The sequence below is a fragment of the Urechidicola sp. KH5 genome (assembly GCF_054661455.1).
In genome coordinates this window covers 815709-839024 of sequence record NZ_BAAFSW010000002.1, presented here as the reverse complement: position 1 = coordinate 839024, position 23316 = coordinate 815709, and the positions used below count along the sequence as shown (strand labels likewise).

The 23316-nt window shown below is 34.2% G+C and carries 14 protein-coding genes and 1 tRNA gene; 6 read left to right on the top strand and 9 right to left on the bottom strand.

Going from position 1 to position 23316, the window contains the following annotated elements:
* Window positions 1-96: 96 nt before the first annotated feature.
* Window positions 97-1698, top strand: coding sequence for a transcription termination factor Rho (gene rho / locus ACYQ5R_RS08195; protein WP_460190435.1), 1602 nt, complete (start codon window positions 97-99; stop codon window positions 1696-1698).
* 190 nt (window positions 1699-1888) lie between these two features.
* Here rho and ACYQ5R_RS08190 read toward each other — a convergent pair whose 3' ends face one another.
* The 7 genes from ACYQ5R_RS08190 to ACYQ5R_RS08160 form a co-directional block, all read right to left on the bottom strand.
* The gene (locus tag ACYQ5R_RS08190) at window positions 1889-3991 is read right to left on the bottom strand and encodes a peptidylprolyl isomerase (protein WP_460190434.1); all 2103 of its coding nucleotides are present in this window, start codon (window positions 3989-3991) and stop codon (window positions 1889-1891) included.
* A gap of 109 nt (window positions 3992-4100) precedes the next feature.
* Window positions 4101-5357 carry a hemolysin family protein gene (locus ACYQ5R_RS08185; RefSeq protein WP_460190433.1) on the bottom strand — a complete coding sequence of 419 codons (1257 nt, stop codon included), beginning with the start codon at window positions 5355-5357 and terminating at the stop codon, window positions 4101-4103.
* Window positions 5357-5560, bottom strand: a complete 204-nt coding sequence (locus ACYQ5R_RS08180) for a hypothetical protein (protein WP_460190432.1) — start codon at window positions 5558-5560, stop codon at window positions 5357-5359. Before ACYQ5R_RS08180 ends, ACYQ5R_RS08185 begins: the two co-directional genes overlap by 1 nt.
* Complete coding sequence (gene lptC / locus ACYQ5R_RS08175) at window positions 5560-6129, bottom strand: LPS export ABC transporter periplasmic protein LptC (protein ID WP_460190431.1); 570 nt, start codon at window positions 6127-6129, stop codon at window positions 5560-5562. The genes ACYQ5R_RS08180 and lptC overlap by 1 nt, the downstream gene beginning before the upstream one ends.
* A gap of 33 nt (window positions 6130-6162) precedes the next feature.
* On the bottom strand, window positions 6163-7515 hold the full coding sequence (locus ACYQ5R_RS08170) for a tetratricopeptide repeat protein (protein WP_460190430.1): 1353 nt from the start codon (window positions 7513-7515) through the stop codon (window positions 6163-6165).
* Between the two features lie 25 nt (window positions 7516-7540).
* Window positions 7541-8818, bottom strand: a complete 1278-nt coding sequence (locus tag ACYQ5R_RS08165; RefSeq protein ID WP_460190429.1) for a hypothetical protein — start codon at window positions 8816-8818, stop codon at window positions 7541-7543.
* A complete protein-coding gene (locus tag ACYQ5R_RS08160; RefSeq protein WP_460190428.1) occupies window positions 8811-9542 on the bottom strand; it encodes a type III pantothenate kinase in 732 nt (243 codons plus the stop codon). The genes ACYQ5R_RS08165 and ACYQ5R_RS08160 overlap by 8 nt, the downstream gene beginning before the upstream one ends.
* Window positions 9543-9645: 103 nt before the next feature.
* Between ACYQ5R_RS08160 and ACYQ5R_RS08155 the strand changes: the two genes are divergently transcribed.
* Window positions 9646-9718 (top strand) — tRNA-Phe (locus tag ACYQ5R_RS08155).
* A gap of 45 nt (window positions 9719-9763) precedes the next feature.
* Here the strand turns inward: ACYQ5R_RS08155 and ACYQ5R_RS08150 are convergent.
* Together ACYQ5R_RS08150 and ACYQ5R_RS08145 are read right to left on the bottom strand one after the other, a co-directional pair.
* Window positions 9764-10933: a carboxypeptidase-like regulatory domain-containing protein gene (locus ACYQ5R_RS08150; RefSeq protein ID WP_460190427.1), complete on the bottom strand. Its 1170-nt coding sequence runs from the start codon at window positions 10931-10933 to the stop codon at window positions 9764-9766.
* A gap of 65 nt (window positions 10934-10998) precedes the next feature.
* On the bottom strand, window positions 10999-12552 hold the full coding sequence (locus ACYQ5R_RS08145; RefSeq protein ID WP_460190426.1) for a sulfatase family protein: 1554 nt from the start codon (window positions 12550-12552) through the stop codon (window positions 10999-11001).
* A 255-nt stretch (window positions 12553-12807) separates the two neighbouring features.
* Between ACYQ5R_RS08145 and ACYQ5R_RS08140 the strand changes: the two genes are divergently transcribed.
* The 4 genes from ACYQ5R_RS08140 (at window position 12808) to ACYQ5R_RS08125 (ending at window position 23207) form a co-directional block, all read left to right on the top strand.
* Window positions 12808-15753 (top strand): glycoside hydrolase family 2 protein, encoded by a 2946-nt coding sequence (locus tag ACYQ5R_RS08140; RefSeq protein WP_460190425.1) that lies wholly within the window; start codon window positions 12808-12810, stop codon window positions 15751-15753.
* Window positions 15737-18316, top strand: a complete 2580-nt coding sequence (locus ACYQ5R_RS08135; protein ID WP_460190424.1) for an alpha-L-rhamnosidase-related protein — start codon at window positions 15737-15739, stop codon at window positions 18314-18316. The genes ACYQ5R_RS08140 and ACYQ5R_RS08135 overlap by 17 nt, the downstream gene beginning before the upstream one ends.
* 94 nt (window positions 18317-18410) lie before the next feature.
* Entirely contained in the window at window positions 18411-20342 is a 1932-nt protein-coding gene (locus ACYQ5R_RS08130; protein ID WP_460190423.1) for a sialate O-acetylesterase, read from the top strand.
* Between the two features lie 15 nt (window positions 20343-20357).
* Entirely contained in the window at window positions 20358-23207 is a 2850-nt protein-coding gene (locus ACYQ5R_RS08125; protein WP_460190422.1) for a sulfatase-like hydrolase/transferase, read from the top strand.
* The last annotated feature ends 109 nt before the right edge of the window (window positions 23208-23316 follow it).

Genomic DNA, 23316 nt, shown 5'->3' with positions numbered 1-23316 from the left:
GAATTGCCTTGTTGCAATTTATTTCAATAAACAAATCAGCATACTTTATAAAGTTATTCTTTAACAACGTATTTTAATTAATATTAATCCTAAATAATGTTTGAAATTTCCAAACTCAAGAGTAAATCTCTTGCAGATCTTCAAGAAATTGCCAGAACTATTGGACTCCCAAAGTTTAGTCAATTAAAAAAATTGGATTTAGTTTATCAAATTCTCGATTATCAAGCAGCAAATCCAAAGCCTGCTGAGAGTGCTACTGATAAGCCTAAACCAAAACGCAAGCGCATTGCTAAAGTTGATAAAACAACTAAAGAAGCTGCTGCTCCCAAGGAGGAAATAAAACCTGACACTGCTACAGAAAAAAAGCCAGCAGCGAAGGCAAGAAGACCGAGAAAGCAATCGGACAAAGCTTCTGAAATTGCATCAGAAGAAAAAGCAACTTCTGAAAAACCTCCTCAAAAACAAAATGAGCATAAACAACAACCTGCTAAACGAGAAAACAACTCAAACAAGCAAGACAATAAACAAAACCAAAAGAAACAGCCATTTAAAAAGAATGGTAATAAGTATAGAGATCCTGACTATGAGTTTGATGGTATTATTGAGAGCGAAGGTGTTTTAGAAGTAATGCCAGATGGTTATGGCTTCTTGCGTTCTTCAGATTATAACTATTTATCATCTCCAGATGATATTTATGTATCTCAAAGTCAAATTAAACTATTCGGATTAAAAACTGGAGATACCGTTAAAGGAAATGTAAGACCTCCTAAAGAAGGTGAAAAATATTTTCCACTAATTAGAGTATCTAAGATTAATGGTTTAAATCCAAACGTAGTTAGAGATCGTGTTGCTTTTGAACATTTAAAACCTTTGTTTCCTGATGAGCGTTTAAATATGGCAAGTAAAAATTTATCGACCAGAATTATCGATATTTTCTCGCCAATTGGTAAGGGACAACGAGGTATGATTGTATCTCAGCCTAAAACAGGTAAAACCATTTTACTAAAAGATATAGCAAACGCTATTTCTGCTAATCATCCTGAAGTTTATCAAATCATCTTATTAATTGATGAGCGTCCGGAAGAGGTTACTGATATGCAACGTAACGTTAAAGGAGAAGTTGTTGCATCTACCTTTGATGAACCAGCTGAAAAGCATGTTCGTGTTGCAAATATTGTATTAGAAAAAGCAAAGCGATTGGTTGAGTGTGGCCATGATGTAGTAATTTTATTAGACTCTATTACTCGTTTAGCTAGAGCATACAATACTGTTGCACCTGCGTCTGGAAAGATTTTATCTGGTGGTATTGACGCAAATGCACTACACAAACCAAAACGTTTCTTTGGAGCCGCACGAAATATAGAAGGTGGTGGCTCTTTATCTATTATTGCAACTGCCTTAACAGATACTGGTTCTAAAATGGACGAAGTTATCTTTGAAGAATTTAAAGGTACTGGTAATATGGAGCTACAATTAGATAGAAATATTGCAAATCGTAGAATTTTCCCTGCTGTAGATTTAGTAAAATCTAGTACACGTAGAGATGATCTTTTATTAGATGAAGTAACACTACAACGTATGTGGGTATTGCGCAAGTATCTTGCAGATATGAACCCTATTGAGGCGATGGAATTCTTACATGACAGAATGAAAGGGACCTTAAACAACGAAGAGTTCTTAATGAGTATGAATAGATAATTTATTTATCATACTTTCAAAATAAAAAAGAGGTGCATTATGCACCTCTTTTTTATTGCTAATTAATTGCTAGCTGACATATCTAAAAATTGTTAGAATTAAACCTCTCGCCAGATAATATTCACCAAAAAAAAAGAGAAGCTAAATAGCTTCTCCTTTTTAAATATTTTGTTCTTTCTATTATTCCTTATTAATAGATAACAGCTCTATAATCCTGAATATCTGAAGCTTCCTTTAAGCTTTCTAATAACTGCGAAGATCTCGACTTGTAGTCTGCAGTTAAACGCGTTCTAAATGTATTGTAGTTATCTAAATCAGTTGGTACTTCTTTAGAACTTACTTTAAATACAAACACTCCTTTTTCTCCTGCTATACCTTTGTGAAGCTCACCTACCTTAGCTAAAGACATTGCCCCAACGACAGCTGGCTCACTACCCACACCTGAAATTGTTGGACTCGCTAAAGTTACATTAGAAGCTGTTCTAACAGAAACATTGTTTGCACTTGCAATCTCTTCTAATGTAGCACCAGACAATTTAGCTTCAATTAATTCAGCTTTACGCTCATTAATTGCTTTCGTTTTAATTTGACTTGTGATATTTTCGTATTGTGCAATACCCTCCTTAATCTTACCATCTAAAACTACAACAGCATAACCGCCGTCTACATCAAAACGCTTAACAGCACCTTTTTCAGTAATATCTTCAAATGCCCAACGAACAATAGAACGATTGTTACCTGGTAAACCAGGAACCAAATCATCTAAAGCCTTTATATTATTCGCGGGTGATGGAATGTAATTCTTTTCTCCCGCAGCCTCGTCTATATTTGCTCCGGCAACTAACTCAGAAGCAAAAATTTCTGCATTCTGATAAATTGTAGCTTCAGTTTCAGCAGAAGCATCAATTTGTCGAGATAACTCAGCTAACTTAACCGTATTCTGAATATTCTTTTGATCATCTATTTTAACGATATGGTAACCAAATACGGTTTGAACTATACCAATGTCTCCTTTTGAGTTCTCGAATGAATAATCTCTGAATTCAGGCACCATTCTAGTATAATTAAACCAACCTAAATCTCCACCATTACTCGCATTTGATTGATCTACTGAAAATTCTTGAGCTAAAGATGCAAATTTAGATGGTGATCTTTTCACAACATTTAAAATACTATCAACAGTTTTCTTAGCTTGTTCTTCTGTTTGAACTGTCTCTGCACTTGCAGAGCGAGCACCTAAATAAGTTACTAATATATGACTAGCCTTTACTGAATCCGGCATTTTTTTAATTTCTGCTACCTTTGCAATCTTGAAGTAACCGGCCTCTTCGTATGGGCCAACAACATCACCTTGACTCGCTGCCATAACCTCATTTTGAACTACAACTGGTAAAGATGTCTTAAATCTGTATGAATCGTTTAAGGCTAAATCAGATTTTTCAATATCAATAAATTCATTATTATCTTCAGCCGTAGCGAAACCAGATTTTAATGATTCTAAATCTGATCTGATAGCTTGCTTATCTGCCTCTGATGCTTCAATTTTAAAATGAACATATTTTAAGTTACGTCCTTCTTCTACTTGAAACTCATTTGCTCGAGCATTGATATAATTTTGATAATCTGCGTTACTCAAGTTTACATCGGCATCTGCAATTGATGTGTAAGGAACATATACAAATTGTGCATTGACACCTGTGTTGTTATAAAAATAACTTCTTTTACCATCTTCAACACTAGCACCTAAACCAGCATTTACTAAATCTCCATAAGAAGAACGGATTAAACTCTCACGAATTTGTTGCTCTGTATTTAACCAGTTTAACCAAGTTAAGTATTCTACAGATCCTTTATCTGCACCAATTGCATCATCACGCATATTTGCAATAAACTCTTTTACCTTTTCTTCGTCAAACAATCCAATTTCATTTTTGAATTGAGGACCGTTTTGAAAATAAGGCATCGAAATTATACTTTGCCATACATCTTCTTCTCCAACCACTACACCTGCAAGCTCTAATTGCTCTTTAAAAAGTTGATCTCTTACAAAGCCATCCCAAACAGCATTCATTGCTTGTCTGTCAGTTACACCAGAGTTTGCTTTATACGCCTCTATTTGGCTATTAAACGCTTCTCTACTAAATTCTTCGCCATTCACCTCTCCAACAACATTAGCTATATCGCCTCCACCATTTTTATTTACTGCATCTCCAATTACAAATGCAAATAGTGCCAAACCAATAACTCCAATCACCACAACGGTTTTCTCTCTAAGTTTCGATAGTATCGCCATTCTATTAATTTTTTATTATAGTGTGCGAAAATACAATTCTAAGTTGAATAATAAAAGGGAATTTTTGAATAAAAAGAAGCTAAAAAATAGGCTTTTAAAGACAGTAAACTTAATCCTCTTTTGCCTTTACTTTTAAGTAGATTTCTTCAATTTTTGAAGTTCTTGCTTTGGTAATTTTAAATTCGAAATTATCTACTTTAATGAGTTCGTTTTCTAATGGAATATTCTCTGAGTGATACACGATTAAACCGCCCAATGTTTCATAACTTTCATCTTCCGGTAAATTTAACTCGTAGTTCTCGTTTAGGTAGTCTACTTCTAATCGTGCAGATAACTCAAACTCTCTATCATTAATTTTATGTTCAGTTAACTCAATAGTATCGTGCTCATCTTCAATCTCACCAAATAGTTCTTCAACAATATCTTCTACAGTCATTATGCCTGAGGTACCACCATACTCATCTAAAACCACCGCTATACTTTTTTTCTTCTTTGTAAGTACGTTTAGCACATCATTGATCATCATACTTTCTGGAATAAACTCAACGGAGAGTAGAATAGATCGCAAGCTTTTTGGTTTTTTAAACATGTCAAAAGCATGAACATACCCCACTATTTCATCTAAAGAATTTTTGTAAACGATTATTTTTGAATATCCGCTATCAACAAATAATTTTCTTGTACTTGGTACTGTTTCACTTATATCTACCGCTAAAATTTCTGTTCTTGGAATCATTACCTCACGCGCTTTCACGTCATTAAATTCTAATGCATTCTGAAAAATCTGAATTTCTGAGTCAACTTCTGTATCCTCACTCTTTTCTAGCTGTTCAGAAATGTACGATTCTAATTCTGCCTTACTAAACTCAGTCTGTTCTATATCTGAACTTGTATTAAAAAAAACTTTTAAAAAAAAATCTGAAATTGCCGAAATTGATGTAGATAACACATAAAATAAAATAAGAAAGAAATACGCTGGAACAGCAAATATTTTTAAACTCTCATTGGCATAAATACGAAATAAAGCTTTTGGTAAAAATTCTGCAGTAATTAAGATAACAATAGTAGAAATCAAAGTTTGCAACAATAAAGTGAGAAACTGATTTGAAATTGCAACAAACCGCACCAAAAACTCGCCCATAAAGTAACTATATATTACTAGAGCAATATTATTACCTACCAACATAGTGGTGATAAATTTAGACGACTTTTGAGTTAGTCTTGTTAAGACCTTTGCCAAAAAACCCTCTTTCTTTTTCTCAAGCTCAATGTGCATTTTATTTGCAGATACGAAGGCTATTTCCATACCTGAAAAAAAAGCCGAAGCCAAAATAGAAAGAACGATTATAGCAATTTCAGCCTCCATTATTTCTTATTATTAAAGTACTCCTCGCGCCTTTTACGCATGCGCCTTCTAAAGAAAAACATAAATACTGCAAGGGCCGCAAATGCACCATACATAATTCTTCTGGTACTATCTAATTCAGCCCATCTATAAAACAAATCGAATATAAAAATTGCAGCAACTACCAAATACCCTATTTCAAAAATTTTACCAACTCTATGCATTACTTTTCACTTTCATTAATATAAATAATTCCGCTACCTTCTTTAGCACTAAACTGACTTAAATCTTCTCTTGCATCAAAACCAACACCATGTAAAGTATCTGTTTCTGTATACAACGTAAAGGGTTTTTCAGTATAAAAATATTTTACTTTTTGATCCCAAAACAACTGAGATGTTTTAAGTTTTTTTCGCTCAACATAATTCATTATAACCACATTCCCTTTAATTTCTGATATACTAGTTTTGGTCCAAACTACTGCAAAATTTCCAGTTACAACAACAGAATCTTGATTCTTATCAAATGTAACAACTCTTACACCTTCAGGAAATTCGGTATAAGGATGATTCGACCTATTACTATAATTATGCAATAACGGAGCCGACAATGTTGATGTAACACGACCGGAATCGGTATAAATATTCGTAATATTTTTAGCAATACCAATTGGCAGGTTCTTATCTGCCAACAAATCACGAATTTCTTGGTTAGAATTACCGCAAGAAAAAAGCATTGCTACACCAATTAGTATAGCAATGCTCTTGATAATATTATTTACAAATTCTGTCATAGTTTAGTACAAATGTACTAAATATTAGACGCACTACTTAATCCTAACCTTAACAGTTTCGCCTATCCAACATGAAATTTTAAAAGAATCTCCTTCCTTAACTCCTTCGTTAAAAATCATAGATTTTGAAGGTAAATTTGCCTTGTAACTTTTAATATACTTCTTAGCTCTTGAAGAAATACTTGGATCTACTTTTACTGCTCTTTCCGCCTTATTTAAAGCAGCCACATATACCATTCTTTTAGAGAACTCATTTGTACCACAATTATTTGCACTCTTAGCATACATACTAGATACTAATAAGTAAGCAGCACCATTACTAGGATTGTATTTTATAGCGTCGTTAGCGTATTGTCTTGCTTTACTTAATTGACCTTTCTTATTGAAATCTTGTGCTATAGTTAATAAGTAGCGTGATTTTCTTGAAGGATCAATTTCTAACTCAATTGCTTTTTTACGCATTTCTAAAGCTTCAGCTGTCTTTCCTTTTTTCTCTAAAATACCAGACAAGAAAATATATGCATTTGAAGAAGGATCAGCATTTGCATAGGCGGTTGCTAACTCTTCATACAATGCATCTTCAGTACATTCTTTACGGAACATTCTTGATACAGCTCTCTGTAACCATTTTGCATTGTCTTTATTTGCATCAAAATCTCTTCTATACAATGGCACTAAACGCTCGCAAGTCAATAACTCCTCAATCTTCGCATCTAAACCACCTTTTATAATACCTACATTCTTAAGTTGACCTTCAGAAATTCTTTTTGATTTAGCATCTTTAGAACTTAAAGCATTTCCTGCTTCTTCCTTAGCAATTAACTTACTTAAACGCTCCTGGTACTTAATAGCCTTATTATCCAAAGCATCGTTGATATCATCGTAGGTATCGAGAATTTTTTGAACATCAATGTTTTTATTTCGCTCCAATACCATATCAAAATATAAATAGATATTTTTAGGAGACATTGCTGTAGGATCGATTTTGAAAGCTTTCTCTAAATATTGAAAAATTCGCTCATCCTCACCTAAATCATATTTTTCCAAGAAAGTTACCCAATCACTGTATACTTTTGCCAAATCTTTTGGAAAGTACTTGATACGTTGATCATAAATCTCATTTGCCAACTTTACACCACCTACTAAATCTCCTTTTTCAGCAATATCATCAGCTATCTTAATACCATATTTATAGATATTAACTGTTAAATCCGGACAATTCTTCATTAAATTATCTAACTTAACTTTTGCGTCTGAAAAATTTTTACTCTGAATATCACCTTTAAATAAATTGTACTCAACTGTACAATCTTGTTTACTCATTGGCATCTGAGCCATAACAGTAACACTTGCAAAAAGCAATAATCCTGCTATTGCGTAGTTCATTCTTTTCATTGTTGATACGTTGTATTTAATTAATCTCATATTTTCTAAACCATTTAGAACCAAATTCAATTGCTAATCTAAAATTAAAGTAGTTCTCTTTTGTTAAACCGTTATCAGTGGTTCCTCTTGATCCAAATTCAAAACTAGTATTTAACTTTGAATATTCTCTACCTATAGGCATACCAAAACCAAAAGATATGCCAAAGTCGTTAATCGATGTCAAACTACCAGGAGTATCAGACCCTGTAGTCATCAATCCAGTTTTAACATATTTTACACCTACCCTATAGGAAATCCTATCCCAATAACTAGAAATAGAATTGTATTTAGGTATTAAAAAACCCCCTACCGCCACTTTGCTGTAGCTTTCATATTGAAACTCCGGATTGTAATTACCAAAACTACCACTTAACTCAATTGGCTTTCTAAATGAGTAATCTGCACTTACTCCCCATTTATTCGAATTTCCAACATGTAAACCAATGGCTGTTTTTAAAGGTGTTGTATACATTCCTTTAGCCTCTCTGTCAAGAATTGTATCTCTCGGACGCAACTCGCTTAAATCAATAGAATACAGATACTCTTGCGTATCTGCCTCTAATTCGTTTTCAAGTGAAACTGTTGTTCCGGCAGCAACTGTAATTCCTCCATTTAATTCTTTCTTATACATTGCTCCTACACGAAAACCAAATCCATCTAATCGCCCATTGCTGTAGTAACGAGTCCCTAAATTTATATCTCTTAATTGCTCTGTAACTGTTTTCTCCGCTTTTCCAAAATAGTACTCAACTTCCCCTCCAAGACTAAAACCTTCAAACACCTCATAACCTGCCCCAAAGAAAACTCTATTCGTACCTCCATTACCTTCAAATTTGGCTGCACGAGTGACATCTCCTTCTTCATTTACATCTTGACTTTGAATCTCATATCCAATAGTAGAATTTAAATTCAATCCAAAAGCAAATCCTCCTCTATCACCCATCGGAATTCCCATAGCCAGATAAGACAAATAAGCATTCGAACTATTATCCTTCGCATTATCATCCTTAAAATTATAAGCTCTGTTTTCTCCTGCAATAGTATAATTTGTAATAATCAATCCTGCATATGACGCTGGATTTGAAAAACTCAATTGATAGGAATTACTGGCTGTACCCACACTTCCCATACTCATTTCTTCTACCGTTTTAGCCTCTACCTCTGAACCGATTCCCATTGAAGAGTAAGGTGAAGAATCATTTCTTTGTGCAATTGTTTGTAAACAAAAAAAGGCCAAAATTACTCCAGCTATCTTTCTAATCATTCTGTGTGTTATATGTCAAAATAGTATTTAGTCCTTCCAATAAAAAATTTGGATGGGCAAATATGCTATTTTTTAATCTTTCAGCCAAGAATTTTGTGCTTCCTCCTGTTAAAACTACTGTTAATTTTTGAAATTGATAATGATACTGCTCTATTATTCCGTTAATCTCATGAACTACACCATTTACAACGCCAGAATGCATACTTTGCTCTGTAGAATTACCAATAATATTATCAGGTGCTGTTGTTTTTAACAAGGGCAACTTATCTGTAAAACTATGCATTGCCTTATATCGCATTTCAACTCCTGGTGAAATTGCACCTCCCATATACACCCCCTTTTCAGAAATAAATTCATAGGTAATACAACTACCGGCATCTATTACGAGAACATTTTGATTTTTGTACTCATTTATTGCAGCCGCAGCCAACGCTATTCGATCTACCCCCAAAGTTTCGGGACTTCCATAATTATTTTGGAAAGGAACTGGAGTTAGTGGATTTAATATGAGCATTGGGCAAATCTTTTGAACAGTAGCAACAATTTTATCTGAATGTTTTACTACAGAAGATAAAATTGCCTGTTCAAATGAATGTTTTCTTGAAAGAGTAGAAATTTTTTTTTCAATTTCATCCTTACCAATAACTTCAATAAATCGAAGGGTATCTTCATCAAAACCAGCAAGTTTTGCATGAGTGTTTCCTAAATCAATTATCAAATTCATATGGCACAAAAAATAAAGTGCAAAAATAAGGAGTATTTTTTTGAGATTATGTTTTGATTACATTAAAAAACATTATTATATTTGCACCCGCAATTATGCAACTGGTACCTTAGCTCAGTTGGTAGAGCAAAGGACTGAAAATCCTTGTGTCCCTGGTTCGATTCCTGGAGGTACCACTTAAAAACCCTAAGTTTTCACTTAGGGTTTTTTATTTTCTAATTTTATTTATTTACTGCATCAAACTGTGTTTGAATAGGCACATCGTAAATAGACTCTAATTCTTTTATACTCTTTAAATGAAACGCCGTTGGTGGCGGTGCAACAAAGCTACTCCAAAACGCCTCATCATAAGGTACTTTAATAAATTTCATTTCTGTTGCTAGATGATTTGTACTCTTAGCATCAATCTCTTTTTTATCTGTTGTAATACCCATCACAATCAATTCATGCCTAAATGAAATATTTATTTTATCATTTTTAATTTTTAGATACATCTTTTCTTGATCCGTCAATTCCAACTTTCGAGTCCACTCTCTCTTGTGATAGCTCAAATACAACTTACCGTCTGTATTTTTTTTGTAAATGTAAACTGCATTTAAATCAGATGTCTCAATCTTATAAACACTATAAGTATCCATACCAATATATAAGCGTAAATAGCCCTTCTTTCCTTTTTTACCCTCAACAACAATTACATCTTCGCCATCATAGGTTGTGTCATCAGTTTTTATCCATTTATAACTTTTTACTCTCAAACCACTTCTCAACGGATTAATTCTTGCCGTTGTATTAATTGCATGTGCACTTAGTCTTGTTTTTCGCATTGAATAATCTGCCGACTGACGCGCTTGTAACACCTCTATATTATCAAAACTTGATGAATTAGGGCCTCGATCCTCTGCCTTTAAATAGTGTTCTATAAAGAACTTTGCTTTACCACGTTCTGATGAAAATCTTCTATATAATACATCTAATTGATGAGGCTCACTGACATAGTTGTATTTTATATTTTTCAAAGCGTTTTTCACATAAAAACTAGGCGCGGTCAAAGTAACTTCATCTAAAGTAGCTACATCCTCTTCTAATAGAATTACAAAATTTTTAGCATTTAAATAATCTTGAATAGTAATGGTATATGTTTTAAAACCAATACTAGAAATCTCTAATGTTTCATTTAACTGATCTTCAGTTATAGACAACAAAAATTTACCATCTTCATTGGTACTAGTTCCTTTAGACAAACTAGGTATTGATATTGCCACATAGGGCAATCCCATTTCTGTACCATCAATTACTTTACCCTGAATTTCTATTTCTTTAATTTGTGCCTTAAGACTTACATTACATAGCAATAATAGGGCTATCATTATATGTATACGAACACCATTCATAGTTTTATAGTTAAGTTAAAAACACAAAAAGCTGCCAATGGCAGCTTTTTGAATTGAAATATATTTTAGTGCAATTCTAATTGCTCAGTCACTAACTCTACAGAACCTATTGATTCTTTATAAGCTACTTTCATTTCTTCTAATTTCTCTGGATTAGACTCCGCTAAATTGTTTTGCTGACCTCTATCCTCTTTTAAATTATATAATTGAAATGCTTTGTCATTACCCAATTCAATGTCAACTTGCTTGTTAACCTTTGCTCCCTTATAAGGTGGAATCATTACCCAATCTCCTTTTCTTAAAGCAGTACGTGTTGTAGCCTCTAAAACTATAGATTTTCTACCATCATTACTTTTACCCATAAACACATCTAATAACTCCTCGCTATCTTCTGCTCTAACATCACTTTCTATTAATTGCCCAATAGATGATAATAAATCTAACTGACTCACAATAGCATCAGATACTCCTGGTTGAATCTTCCCTTTCCAATAAGTAAAAAATGGCACTCTAGTTCCTGCTTCAAATAAGCTATATTTACCACCTCTTAATCCTCCAGCAGGTTCGTGATTTCCTAATTTCTCAACAGCATCATCATAATAACCATCATTTAATACAGGGCCATTATCACTAGTAAATACAATCAATGTATTTTCTAAAACACCCTCTTCTTCTAATGTTTTTACAAACTCACCTAATACCCAGTCTGCTTCCACAATCACATCGCCTCTTGGTCCCATACCAGAAGTCCCAACAAATCTTGGATGCGGTGTTCTCGGAACATGTGGTTGCTGCATTGCATAATAAAGAAAGAATGGCTCATCTTTATGTTTTTTCACATAATCTTGTGCATCTTTTAAAAAGTGATCTGCCATATCAATATCGCTCCATTTTGCAGCTTCTCCACCTTTCATATAACCAATCCGAGGCACACCATTTACAATACTACTATTGTGTCCATGGTGCCACTTCATTGTTAATAATTCAGGATTATCTTTTCCTGTTGGTTGCCCTTCAAAATTTTTCTTATAATTAATCTCGATAGGATCATTTTTATCCAATCCAACTACATCACCATTTTCAATATATACTGTTGGCACACGATCTTGTGTTGCCGCCATAATATGGGAGTAATCAAACCCAACTTCGTTTGGACCTGGGCTCACTCTTTCATTCCAGTTTACATAACCAGTACCTAAACCTAAATGCCATTTTCCAACAATACCTGTATGATAGCCTTCAGCTTTCATCATTTTAGGAATTGTCATCTGTAAGGTATCAATAATTAAAGGTGCAGTACCAGGTAAGATTTTAGCGCGTTTGTTTTTCCAAGGATACACCCCCGTTAACAAAGCATACCTGCTTGGTGTACAAGTTGCAGAACTCGCATAACCATTTGTAAAACGCATACCTCCATTTGCTAGGGCATCCATATTAGGTGTTTTAATTTCGGTAGCTCCATTAGCACCAACATCACCATAACCTAAGTCATCCATATAAATAATTACAACATTAGGTTTCTTTTCTTCTTTAGCAATTGGGTCTTTTTTCTCGGCAGTACAACTTCCTGCAATTACAGAAAGTACAACAGCAACAAGTAAACTTTTAAATTTTGTCATCACGTAATACTATTAAACTATTTGTTAGTTATTAAAGTAGGATAGCAACAAACAAAACAACCCTACCAAATCCAATATGGACTCTCGGTAAAATTAATGGGAACCTAATTTTGCAACAAGTTTATAATTACCTTGCATCCTTCAAAAATTAACCATAAAATGCGAAGATAATTTTTGAACCGCAGTAGATAGAAATTGGCAAAGTAATTCATTCATTAATTGTAATCTTTGCTCGAAATATAACTTACAACTAGCATGGCAGCACATAAAAACGCTTTTCTTTTATTCATATCTATTTGTTTATTAAGCCTTAGTTTTACTCCTAAAAGCTATTCACAGAACGCTGAAAACAATCAAGTTTCTTTAGATGGAACCTGGGATATTATTTTTGATGATTTAAATGAAGGCATTAGCAAGAAATGGTATTTAGATGAAAATTTTGAACAACAAGATCATCACGAAATTAGTGTTCCAAGTTGCTGGGAGTCATTTGAAAAAGACTATGAAGGCGTTGGAATTTACAGAAAGAAGTTTAACGTTCCCAAATCTTGGGGCGACAAGATTATCAATTTAAATTTTGAAGCTGTAAACTACAAATCTGAAGTTTGGATAAATGATCAAGTTGTAGGATTTCATGAAGGTGGTTACACACCATTTAGTTTTCGTGTTGATAAATTAATCAAACCTGGGGAAGAAAACACAATGGTTGTTCGTGTTATCAGTCCAATTATTCTAACTGATAAATATATTGACGGTTTAGGTCGTCAAGAGGTTCCGATGTGGCGTGGGGCTATTACAGGCGGTATATGGCAATCTGTTTCTATTGAAGCAACGGGTACTGTAGCTTTAAACGATGTTTTTATTGAACCAAAGTTAGACACCAATTCAGCAACTTTTAATCTTGATATAGAAAATACTGAAATCGAAATTCAGGATACTGAAGTATACATTCTTATTGCAGATAAAGACGGTAAAGAAGTAATTTCTGAAACAAAACAAATAAAAGCACAACCAGGAAAAAACCAATTACATATTGACTTAAAAATTCCAGACGCTCAATACTGGTCTCCAAAAAATCCATACCTATATAAGGCAACGGTTGAAGTACGAAAAAAGAACGAAGTATCAGACCAATGGTCTCATAAATTCGGGATGCGTGAATTTACAGTGGTAAATGATGAGTTTTATTTAAATGGTGAGCCTTTATATTTAAAAGCCACATTCTTTGAAGGATTATACCCCTTAGGTTTAGCGTATCCAGACAGTAAAGAAATGGCTATCAAAGAAATTCAATTAGCCAAAGACGCTGGATTTAACATGATTCGCCCTTGGCGTAAACCTGCACCACAAATGTGGTTAGACCTTTGCGACGAAATGGGTGTGTTAACTGTTGGAAGTCTTGTGGTAGAATGTATGCATCGCCCAATCTCAACTCCGCGATTGCCTTTTGTTGTTGAAAACGAATTGCGCAAAACCATCTCTGCCAATAGAAATAGAACCTGTATCGTACAATGGGAATTGTTCAATGAAATCAATCGTCCAATTCTTGCTCAAATGCTTAACTCTATGTCTGTATTGGCAAGAGAATTAGACCCAACTAGAATGATTTTAGATGAATCTGGAGGCTGGGGAGAAGGAGCTAATATCTACCTTCCTTTTGAACGTACACCAAAGAAATTTAACGACATACATCATTATAGTGGTTCTCAAGTAGACGAAGAAGAATTTAATGGATATTTAGCCACTGCTAGAACAAAAGAAGATAAAGAAAATTTAGGTCTTAATGGAGTAAAATCTTATGGCAAAAATGTTGTGCCAGGAATGATGACTTATATTTCTGAAATCGGTTATGGTAGCACACCAGACTTAGAAAGCAATATTAAAGAGTTTGAAGAAAAAGGGAATCCAATTGTGGCACCAACAGTGTATCACAAATCTTTAAATGAAGATTACAAAAAAGCCCTTAAAAAAGTAGGATACGATAAAATTTATCCGAACATCACAGACTTTTACCTAGAACAACAAAAAATGCATGGTATTGCCAACAAACGCATGTTAGAAGCAACTCGACTTAATGAGATTGTCAAAGGATATTGCGTTCATGCCTTGGTTGGTGGAGACTGGGTAATTGGTGCTGGACTTCTAGATTTATGGAGAAATCCAAAAACATTGGTGTACGATATGACCAAAGAAGCTAACCAACCTCAAATTGCACCGATTAGAATTCTACCTAGAAATGTATATGCCGAAAAAGGTGCAGATATAGAAATTCATGGAGTTAGCGAATTACCTGAAGAAAAAGTGAATGTGTCGATTAAAATTACTTCAGAAGTTGGTACGGTTGTATTTGAAGAAAATTTTAAAGAAAAATTTGTTAGAGGTATATCAGAATTGTACAAGAATAAGCTTAACACTAAAAATTTCAAAGGAACCTATACAGTACAAGTAGAAATTAAAAATACTCAAGGCAAATTAATTACAACTAACAATCAAGAGTTTGATGTATTCTCAGAAAGTCAACTAGCAAAACCTAATGCGTCTATTGCAGTGTTGGATTTTGACAATACACTTTCTAACTTTTTAACTTCAAAAAGCATAGCGTTTGAACCATTTTCAGAAAACCTGAATAAAGACGTTGTTGTTTTAGTCGGAAAAGCAAAAAAGAAAGACAAAACATATAAAGAGGCTATAGAAAAAGTTAGAACTTTTGCTCGCGATGGTGGTTATGTAATCTTCTTTGAGGTATTAGGCAAAACAGTTCCTGGTTTTGAAAGAGAGCTAAAAGAAATTGAAGCAGATGTATTACCATTAGGTGCAGAAATGCAGCAAAAATGGGCAACAAGAGGCGGATGGGCTGCTAAATCTCATGTGGTATCTAATCACCCTGTTTTTGACGGTTTACCAACCGAAATGATAATGCATGGTGTTTATGAAAATGTACACCCGACTGTTGCAATGTCTAAAATTAAAGGAGATTATTTAGCTGGATTAATAGGGTACGATCATTTTCCGAACAACGAAATTATGGTACGTCACTACAACGGTCCAGGAGAGGTTTGGTGGGCAGCCGATGTATTAGAAACCGAATTTGGCAAAGGCACGATGCTTCTTTCTACCATGCGTATTATTGAATTTCTAGACAAAGATCCAGTAGCGGAAAAGCTACTTTATAACTATATCAATTATGCATCTAAAAAATAAAGCGCTATATTCTAAAATACTTAAAACACCTTTTAAACTGATTGTTACCTCGGTAGTAATCAGTTTTTTTTACAATACCAATGCGCAAATCTCTAATTTACCTAACAATGTAAAAGGAGTTTGGAAATTACCAGGAGAAACAGAAGCCAAAAATTTTAAGTGGAGTGCACATTGGATTTGGCTCCCAAACAAAGATAATGCTACAGTAATGTTAGCTAGAAAAAAATTCAAATTAACAGAAGAACCTAAACAAACAACTCTTCGAATTACGGCAAGTTCAAAATACGAACTAACCATCAACAACACCTACATCAATCAAGGGCCTGCAAGAAGCGCACCTCATCATCAATCATACGACATCCTCGATATTAGCTCTATGCTTAAAAAAGGAGAAAATACCATAGCTATTAAGGTACATTTTCAAAAAGAAAAACAATCGTATCATCAGGCTGGACGCGCTGGATTGTTAGCTCAGTTAAACAGTGAAAACTTAGAATTAAAAACGGATACAAGTTGGAAAGTTTTGGCAGACCCAACTTGGAACGCCAAAGAAGATTTGATCAGCAGATTTCAAATGCAGGTGAATGACCATGTTGACTTAACAAAAGCTTTAGGTAATTGGAAATCAATCAATTTTGATGACAGCAATTGGCATTCTCCGGAGGCTTTAAAAAGAACTGACGGTTGGCCTATACCTAAAAAATCAGATCCTCCAACAACCTTTATAAATCCATGGGTTTCTTTAGTACCAAGAGACATTCCTTATTTGAAAGAAAAATTTGTTGGAGCACCCAAGATTGTAAAGAACCTGCAACTTTCAGACGAACAATTGAAAGATATACTATCTAAAAAAGGCATCCAAATTAAATTAGACAGCCCTAAAGATGTTAAACTCCCACAAACAATCAAATCAACTAGCAATAATACCTTTATACTCTATGATTTTGGCACTGTTGTAAACGGAATGCCAAAATTAGAATTAAAAGGGACTAAAAATACTAAGGTACATATTTTAAGCGCTCCATATATTGTACATAATACATTCACTCAGCACATTATAGCCTCTAAATTCCACGATCAAATATGTTTATCTGGCGATTTAGATTCATGGCAGTCTATGTACTTTAAACCTGCAAGATATTTAGCAGTATTAATAGAGGGAGCTTCCGATATTCAATTAAAAAATGTTGGAATTCACAACATCTCCTATCCATTTGAATTAAAAGGAACTATCAATATCCCAGAGGCAACATGGTTAGAAGAATTATGGTACGCCTCAGCCAAAACTATAGCTGTAGCAACTACCGACGCATATACAGATAATTATAGAGAAAGAAGGCAGTATGCTCAAACAGGATATTATGCGGCACTAGGAAACTACTTTACTTTTGGTGACCATGCATTGCAACGCCGTTATTTAATGCAGACTTCTCAGGAACAAGAACCAAATGGCTTGATGCCTGCATACGCTCCTTTAGCAACTAAAGATTTTATGGTAATTTTAGATTCTAATTGCCTTTGGATTAGATCTCTTTACAATTACTACCTGTACTCAGGCGATGAAATCACACTTCGCCATTTGTTACCTAGAGCAAAAGAGCTTATGGAATTACTCCACAGTTTCACAAATCATTTAGGCATGATAGACAATCCTCCATATGCCTATTGGCTTGATCATACATTAAATGATAGAAATGGAGCCAACACCAATCTAAACGGACACTATCTTGGAGCTTTAAAAGACTTTCATCAACTGCTCAATTGGTTACAACAAGAAAGTTCTGAAGTATATGGACAAAGAGCAGAAAAGTTAAGCGCATCTATGCAAAGATATTTATGGAGCGAAGAAAAAGGATTGTTTGCAGACGCATACATTAATGGAAAATTATCAACCCAATTTAGCGAGCATGCCAATGCCATGACTCTTGGAGAAAACATTGCTACTCAAGATCAAGCAAATCGCATTATTGAACAACTTCTTACTGAAGATAAACACAACTTTATTAAAAGAGAAAATGGTATTACAATGGTTACACCGGCAATGTCTTATTTCTTGCATAAAGGAATTGCAAATTACGGTTACGAAGATGCATCTTTAAATAAGCTTTATAACCGTTTTAGGCATATGTTAGACCCAACTACAAATCAAACGTTATGGGAAGAATGGTGGCTTGATGGCACGGGTAGATCAGGAAAATTTGTGGGAGGTAGAACGCGAAGTGATGCTCAAACAGAAAGTGTATTTCCTCCTGCTCTGATTACTGAGTTTATTTTCGGAATAAAACCAACTGCTCCTGGAATGACAATTATGAATCTAAAAAAACCAAATACTTCTCTTAAAAACATTAAAGGGGTTATTCCGACTCCTCGAGGAAACGTATGTATAAGTTGGAATTTAAATCAAAAAGAAAAACTTCATTTAATTATACCTGAAGGGATGAAAATAGTACTAGACACTATAAGCTTTAATACTCAAAATATTGTAATAAATAATAAAAAAGCAGCAATTAACACTGATAAAACAATCACCTTAAAAAGTGGTGAATATAGCATTCGGTTTTAATATTTTTGTTAATTTCTGACAAGTCTAAGTTAATTAATAACACTACTTTAGCGAGAGATAAATGTATTTTTAACATTAATTAACTCCCCCCGAAATGAAACTTAGACTAACTGTTTTATTTTTAATGCTTTGCTTTACTAAAGTTTGTATTAAAGCACAGATTAAACTTCCAAAATTAGTAAGCAACGGAATGGTTTTGCAACGGGATACTCAAACTAAAATTTGGGGTTGGGCCGCAAACAATGAAAGAGTTTCAATTCATTTTTTAAATAGTACTTATCAAACAACAGCAAACGACCGAGGAGAATGGTCTATTGATATACCTGCTCAAGTTGCCGGCGGACCATATACGATGCGATTAGAGGCGAGTAATAAAATTACCATTTCAAATATATTATTTGGTGATGTTTGGTTGTGCTCAGGTCAATCAAACATGGCCTTTGAAATGAAAAAAGTAGCAAAAAAATATAAGGAAGAAGTTGCATCTTCAAGAAACTCGGAAATTCGACAATTTTTTGTTCCACACAAATTTAATTTCCAATCTGAGCAAGATACTATTTCTAATGGTGCTTGGATAGAAGCAAATCCAAAAACTGTTGGTAACTTCTCTGCAGTTGCCTACTTTTTTGCTCGAGAATTAAATGAAAAATTAAAAATCCCTATTGGTTTAATTAATTCTAGTATTGGAGGCACTCCAGCACAGGCGTGGACAAGTGAAGAATCAATCAAGAAGTTTCCGCATTATTACAATGAATTACAAGAGTTAAAAAACCAAGAATACATCGATCAAATAGCCCAAAAGAATAAAATATTGCAATCAGAATGGGTTACTAAATCAGTTCAATTAGATCAAGGTTTAAAAGAACAACATTGGGCTTCTGCAACAATAGATGAATCAGATTGGCACACATTGATAGCGCCCAGAAAATTCGGAAAATCCAATCTTGCAAACACACAAGGCATTATTTGGTATCGTAAAAAAATTAACCTAAAAAATCTAGATTCTAAAGCAAATATCTTTTTAAAACTTGGTAGAATTTCTGATGCAGACTCTGTATTTGTTAACGAACACTTTATTGGAGCTACATCAAATCAATTTGCAGTTCGAGAGTATAAAATTCCGAGTGAATTCCTGAAGAATGGAGAAAACCTCATTGCCATTAGAAATGTCAATTACCGATTTACAGGAGGCTTCTTAAAAGGGTATCCAATGATTTTACAAATAGATGAAGATAAAATTCCATTAAATAATGAATGGAAATATAAACTAAGTGCTCAACTTGAGGCTTTACCTCGTCCAGTTCAATTAACTTGGAAGCCATCGGGCTTGTACAATGCAATGATAGCGCCATTAACTTCATACAAAATTAAAGGTGCTATTTGGTATCAAGGCGAAGGCAATGCGAAAGCTCCAAAAGAATACAAAACATTATTCCCAACGATGATAACTGATTGGCGTACAAATTTTGATCAAGGTGATTTTCCATTTCTATTTGTTCAATTGGCTAACTGGCAGAAAGCCATTGAAATACCAAGCAACAGCGGTTGGGCAGAAGTTCGAGAAGCACAAAGATCAGCACTTAGTCTGCCAAATACCGGTATGGCTGTAACTATAGATATTGGTGATGCAAACGATATACATCCTCTAAACAAGAAAGATGTGGGAAATCGATTAGCTCTAAATGCCTTCAGCAAAGTATATGGCGATATTGATTTAGTTTATCAAGGTCCAATGTTCAAATCACTAAATATCAAAGGAAAGGAGGCTATAATTTCTTTTGATACCCTTGGAAGCAATATGATCTTTAAAGGCAACAGTGCTCATCAAAATTTTGCTATTGCCGGGGTAGACCAAAAGTTTGTCTGGGCCAAAACTAAAATTGATGGTAATAAGGTAATTGTATGGCATCCAGATATTTCAAATCCTATTGCAGTAAGATATGCCTGGGCTACTAACCCCGCTGGGACAAAGCTTTATAATACAGAAGGTCTTCCTGCTTCCTCTTTCAAAACAGATAATTGGTAAAAAAGAATCATCATCATGAAAAATCTAAATACACTATTTACCATCATCTTTACACTTTCAATATCTTTAAGGGCATCAGCACAAGATCCCAATGTTTTAATGATTGTATTAGATGATCTCAATGACTATTTACAAGTCTTAAATGGGCACCCACAAGCATCGACTCCAAATATGGATGCTCTAGCAGCAGAAGGAGTTTTATTTACCAATGCGCACTCGAACGCACCTTTATGCAAACCTTCTAGAGCAAGCTTTATGAGAGGAATATTACCGACAACATCTGGCTTTTTCGGTAATAACAATACGCATTGGTATACCAATACAATTTTAAATAATTCTAAAACATTATCAGAATATTTTTCAGAAAATGGGTATACAAGTTACAAGGCAGGAAAAATTACTCACACCACAAGAGATGAGAATATTCAGTGGGATGTTGTATATGCGAACTCTCTAAATTATGGTCCTTTTGCAAATAATGGTAACGAGAATGTAATCCATCCAAATGCCATACTAGCCTATGCAGAATTAACAGGACCATTAGATGGTACCACCGCAAAACTTTCGGATATTCCAAACGTTTTACCTGATGGAACGAACCCAGGATATAATGGCTGGAAATCAAATGACCTCCCTTTCACTTATATCTCTGACAATAATAGAGATTTAATGCCAGATGAAGACAATGTTGCTTGGATTCAAAATCATATCCAAACTTTAGATGCTGCAAACAGTACGAATCCATTTTTTATGGCCATAGGTATTGTGCGACCTCATTCTCCTTTTGTTGTTCCCGATAAATATTTTGATATGTTCCCTATCGAAACTGTTCAAATTCCTGTCATGCGAAGAAACGATAGAGATGACACAAATCACCCAAATGGAACAACAGGATATGAATTGTTTGAAACCTTAGATCATTCTTATACAGATAGACAATTGGCACTAAGAAAGAAGGTGCAAGCGTATTTAGCTTGTGTAGCTTTCGCAGATGATATGGTGGGAGAACTTATAGAAACTCTTGATAATAGTGATTATGCAGACAATACCATTGTTATGCTATTTAGCGACCATGGTTATCATGTAGGAGAAAAACAATATTTGCGCAAACATTCACCCTGGGAGGAATCAACTAGAGTGCCCTTTATAATTCGTCATCCAGATTATACAGCAAGCGCAGGAGAAACTGTTGACCACCCTATTAGTTTAGTAGACGTGTTCCCTACATTAAAAGACCTTTGTAATTTAACTGGCAATACTAAGAGGAATGGAAATGGAGCAGAACTCGATGGTAGTAGCTTAAAACCTTTTCTGATCAATCCAAACACAAATACTTGGAGCGGTTCTGATGTTGCTTTATCAGTAATCTATAATTGGGGAGCCAATGATACTTCAGGTCAAAACTTGACGATTCGTTCAAAAAAATATAGATATACAAGATACCCTCTTGGTGACGAAGAATTATATGACCATACACAAGATCCTTACGAATGGAAAAATTTAGCAGGAGAATCAGATTATGAGCCGATTAGATCAGCAATGTCTAATGCTCTTATAGCGATAAGTACTCCTCCAGGTGAACCATTAGAGATCATGACAGATCATCTTGCAGACGACAGTAATATGGAAACCTACAGCAACCTAAATTTTGTTCAACTTAGCAATGAAGATTTCGATACATACGATCAAGAGCAAATGCAGAGACCCAATTTAAGTGATGGAGAAATAATTTATGATGCAACAAATGTACACACGTTTACAGTCGATTTTTGGGGTATTAAAAATAAAACACTCACTGAGGTAGGAACAATTAAAGCCTACGGTACAACAGATGATGTTAATTACAGTGAAATTACTTTAAGTACTGTTGAAGATAGCGAAACGACAGGGTATAGAAAACGTTATTTTTTCTCACCTTCAAGCACCATAAGCGGCCTTTCAAAATTAAAAATTGTTGTTACTGGAGGAGATGCTGCTTGGAAAGCTTTAATTGGCAAAGTGAGATTATTTGATGACGGTAGCAACTCACCAGACTATAGTTTTATAGATGATTTAGTTATAACAGCAGATCCGAGTTTATTCAACTTTTCAGATTCAGATTTAAGAACAAATGATCCACTATTACCTGATTTTTCTGATCCCTTAGCTAATAATTCAAACTTTTATAGTGCCACCGGATCTTACTATTTTTCTAACTCTTCACCAGAAGATTATGGAGATGACACCAACCGATTGGTTCGATCAAATGTAAATCCTGTAGCAGACAACCCAGATGCTACACCTTCTCCATTAAATTTGATATACGATGTAAGTGGCCTTACTTATTTTCGAATGGAATTTTGGACCAATGCGTCAAGAACTCCTGGACAGATTAACACAGAGACAGGAGTTATACAAGCGTATATTTCAGAAAATCTTGATGCCGAAGTAGATTATACAGAAATTCCAATAAAACTAGTAAAAATTAAAACCATTGGAAACTTGATGCAATACGCTATTGTTCCAGAAAATGAAATTCAAGGCAATCCTGAATTTCTGAAAATTAGTGTAACCGGGGGTACAAATGGCAAAATGTTTAGTGCACAATATGGAGCTGTGCACCTTTACAACAATACATTATCCCAAGTTTTAAGCAATAATAATTTTTCTATTGAAAACAATACGGTTTATCCTAACCCTACTAATGGCATACTTAATATTAGCCCAGAAACAACCTCTAACGTAATTCGAATATTCAACACGATTGGACAAGTAGTTTATCAAGATTCAGACAAATCTATCATAGATATTTCGCATCTTCAAAACGGGATTTACTTTTTAAAAGTGAATAATCAAAATACCATTAGAATCATAAAACAAAATTAATTATTCGTATAAAAAATAGTCTATTATGTATAATTCTTTGATGCGTTTTAATTTTATTTTACATATCAAACAATTTATTTTAAAGTAATCTTATAAATTTAAAATGAAG

Bases quoted from the DNA above. Each gene is read 5' to 3' on its own strand.
- rho (WP_460190435.1), top strand. From the start codon at position 97: ATGTTTGAAATTTCCAAACTCAAGAGTAAATCTCTTGCAGATCTTCAA.
- ACYQ5R_RS08190 (WP_460190434.1), bottom strand. From the start codon at position 3,991: ATGGCGATACTATCGAAACTTAGAGAGAAAACCGTTGTGGTGATTGGA.
- ACYQ5R_RS08185 (WP_460190433.1), bottom strand. From the start codon at position 5,357: ATGGAGGCTGAAATTGCTATAATCGTTCTTTCTATTTTGGCTTCGGCT.
- ACYQ5R_RS08180 (WP_460190432.1), bottom strand. From the start codon at position 5,560: ATGCATAGAGTTGGTAAAATTTTTGAAATAGGGTATTTGGTAGTTGCT.
- lptC (WP_460190431.1), bottom strand. From the start codon at position 6,129: ATGACAGAATTTGTAAATAATATTATCAAGAGCATTGCTATACTAATT.
- ACYQ5R_RS08170 (WP_460190430.1), bottom strand. From the start codon at position 7,515: ATGAACTACGCAATAGCAGGATTATTGCTTTTTGCAAGTGTTACTGTT.
- ACYQ5R_RS08165 (WP_460190429.1), bottom strand. From the start codon at position 8,818: ATGATTAGAAAGATAGCTGGAGTAATTTTGGCCTTTTTTTGTTTACAA.
- ACYQ5R_RS08160 (WP_460190428.1), bottom strand. From the start codon at position 9,542: ATGAATTTGATAATTGATTTAGGAAACACTCATGCAAAACTTGCTGGT.
- ACYQ5R_RS08150 (WP_460190427.1), bottom strand. From the start codon at position 10,933: ATGAATGGTGTTCGTATACATATAATGATAGCCCTATTATTGCTATGT.
- ACYQ5R_RS08145 (WP_460190426.1), bottom strand. From the start codon at position 12,552: ATGACAAAATTTAAAAGTTTACTTGTTGCTGTTGTACTTTCTGTAATT.
- ACYQ5R_RS08140 (WP_460190425.1), top strand. From the start codon at position 12,808: ATGGCAGCACATAAAAACGCTTTTCTTTTATTCATATCTATTTGTTTA.
- ACYQ5R_RS08135 (WP_460190424.1), top strand. From the start codon at position 15,737: ATGCATCTAAAAAATAAAGCGCTATATTCTAAAATACTTAAAACACCT.
- ACYQ5R_RS08130 (WP_460190423.1), top strand. From the start codon at position 18,411: ATGAAACTTAGACTAACTGTTTTATTTTTAATGCTTTGCTTTACTAAA.
- ACYQ5R_RS08125 (WP_460190422.1), top strand. From the start codon at position 20,358: ATGAAAAATCTAAATACACTATTTACCATCATCTTTACACTTTCAATA.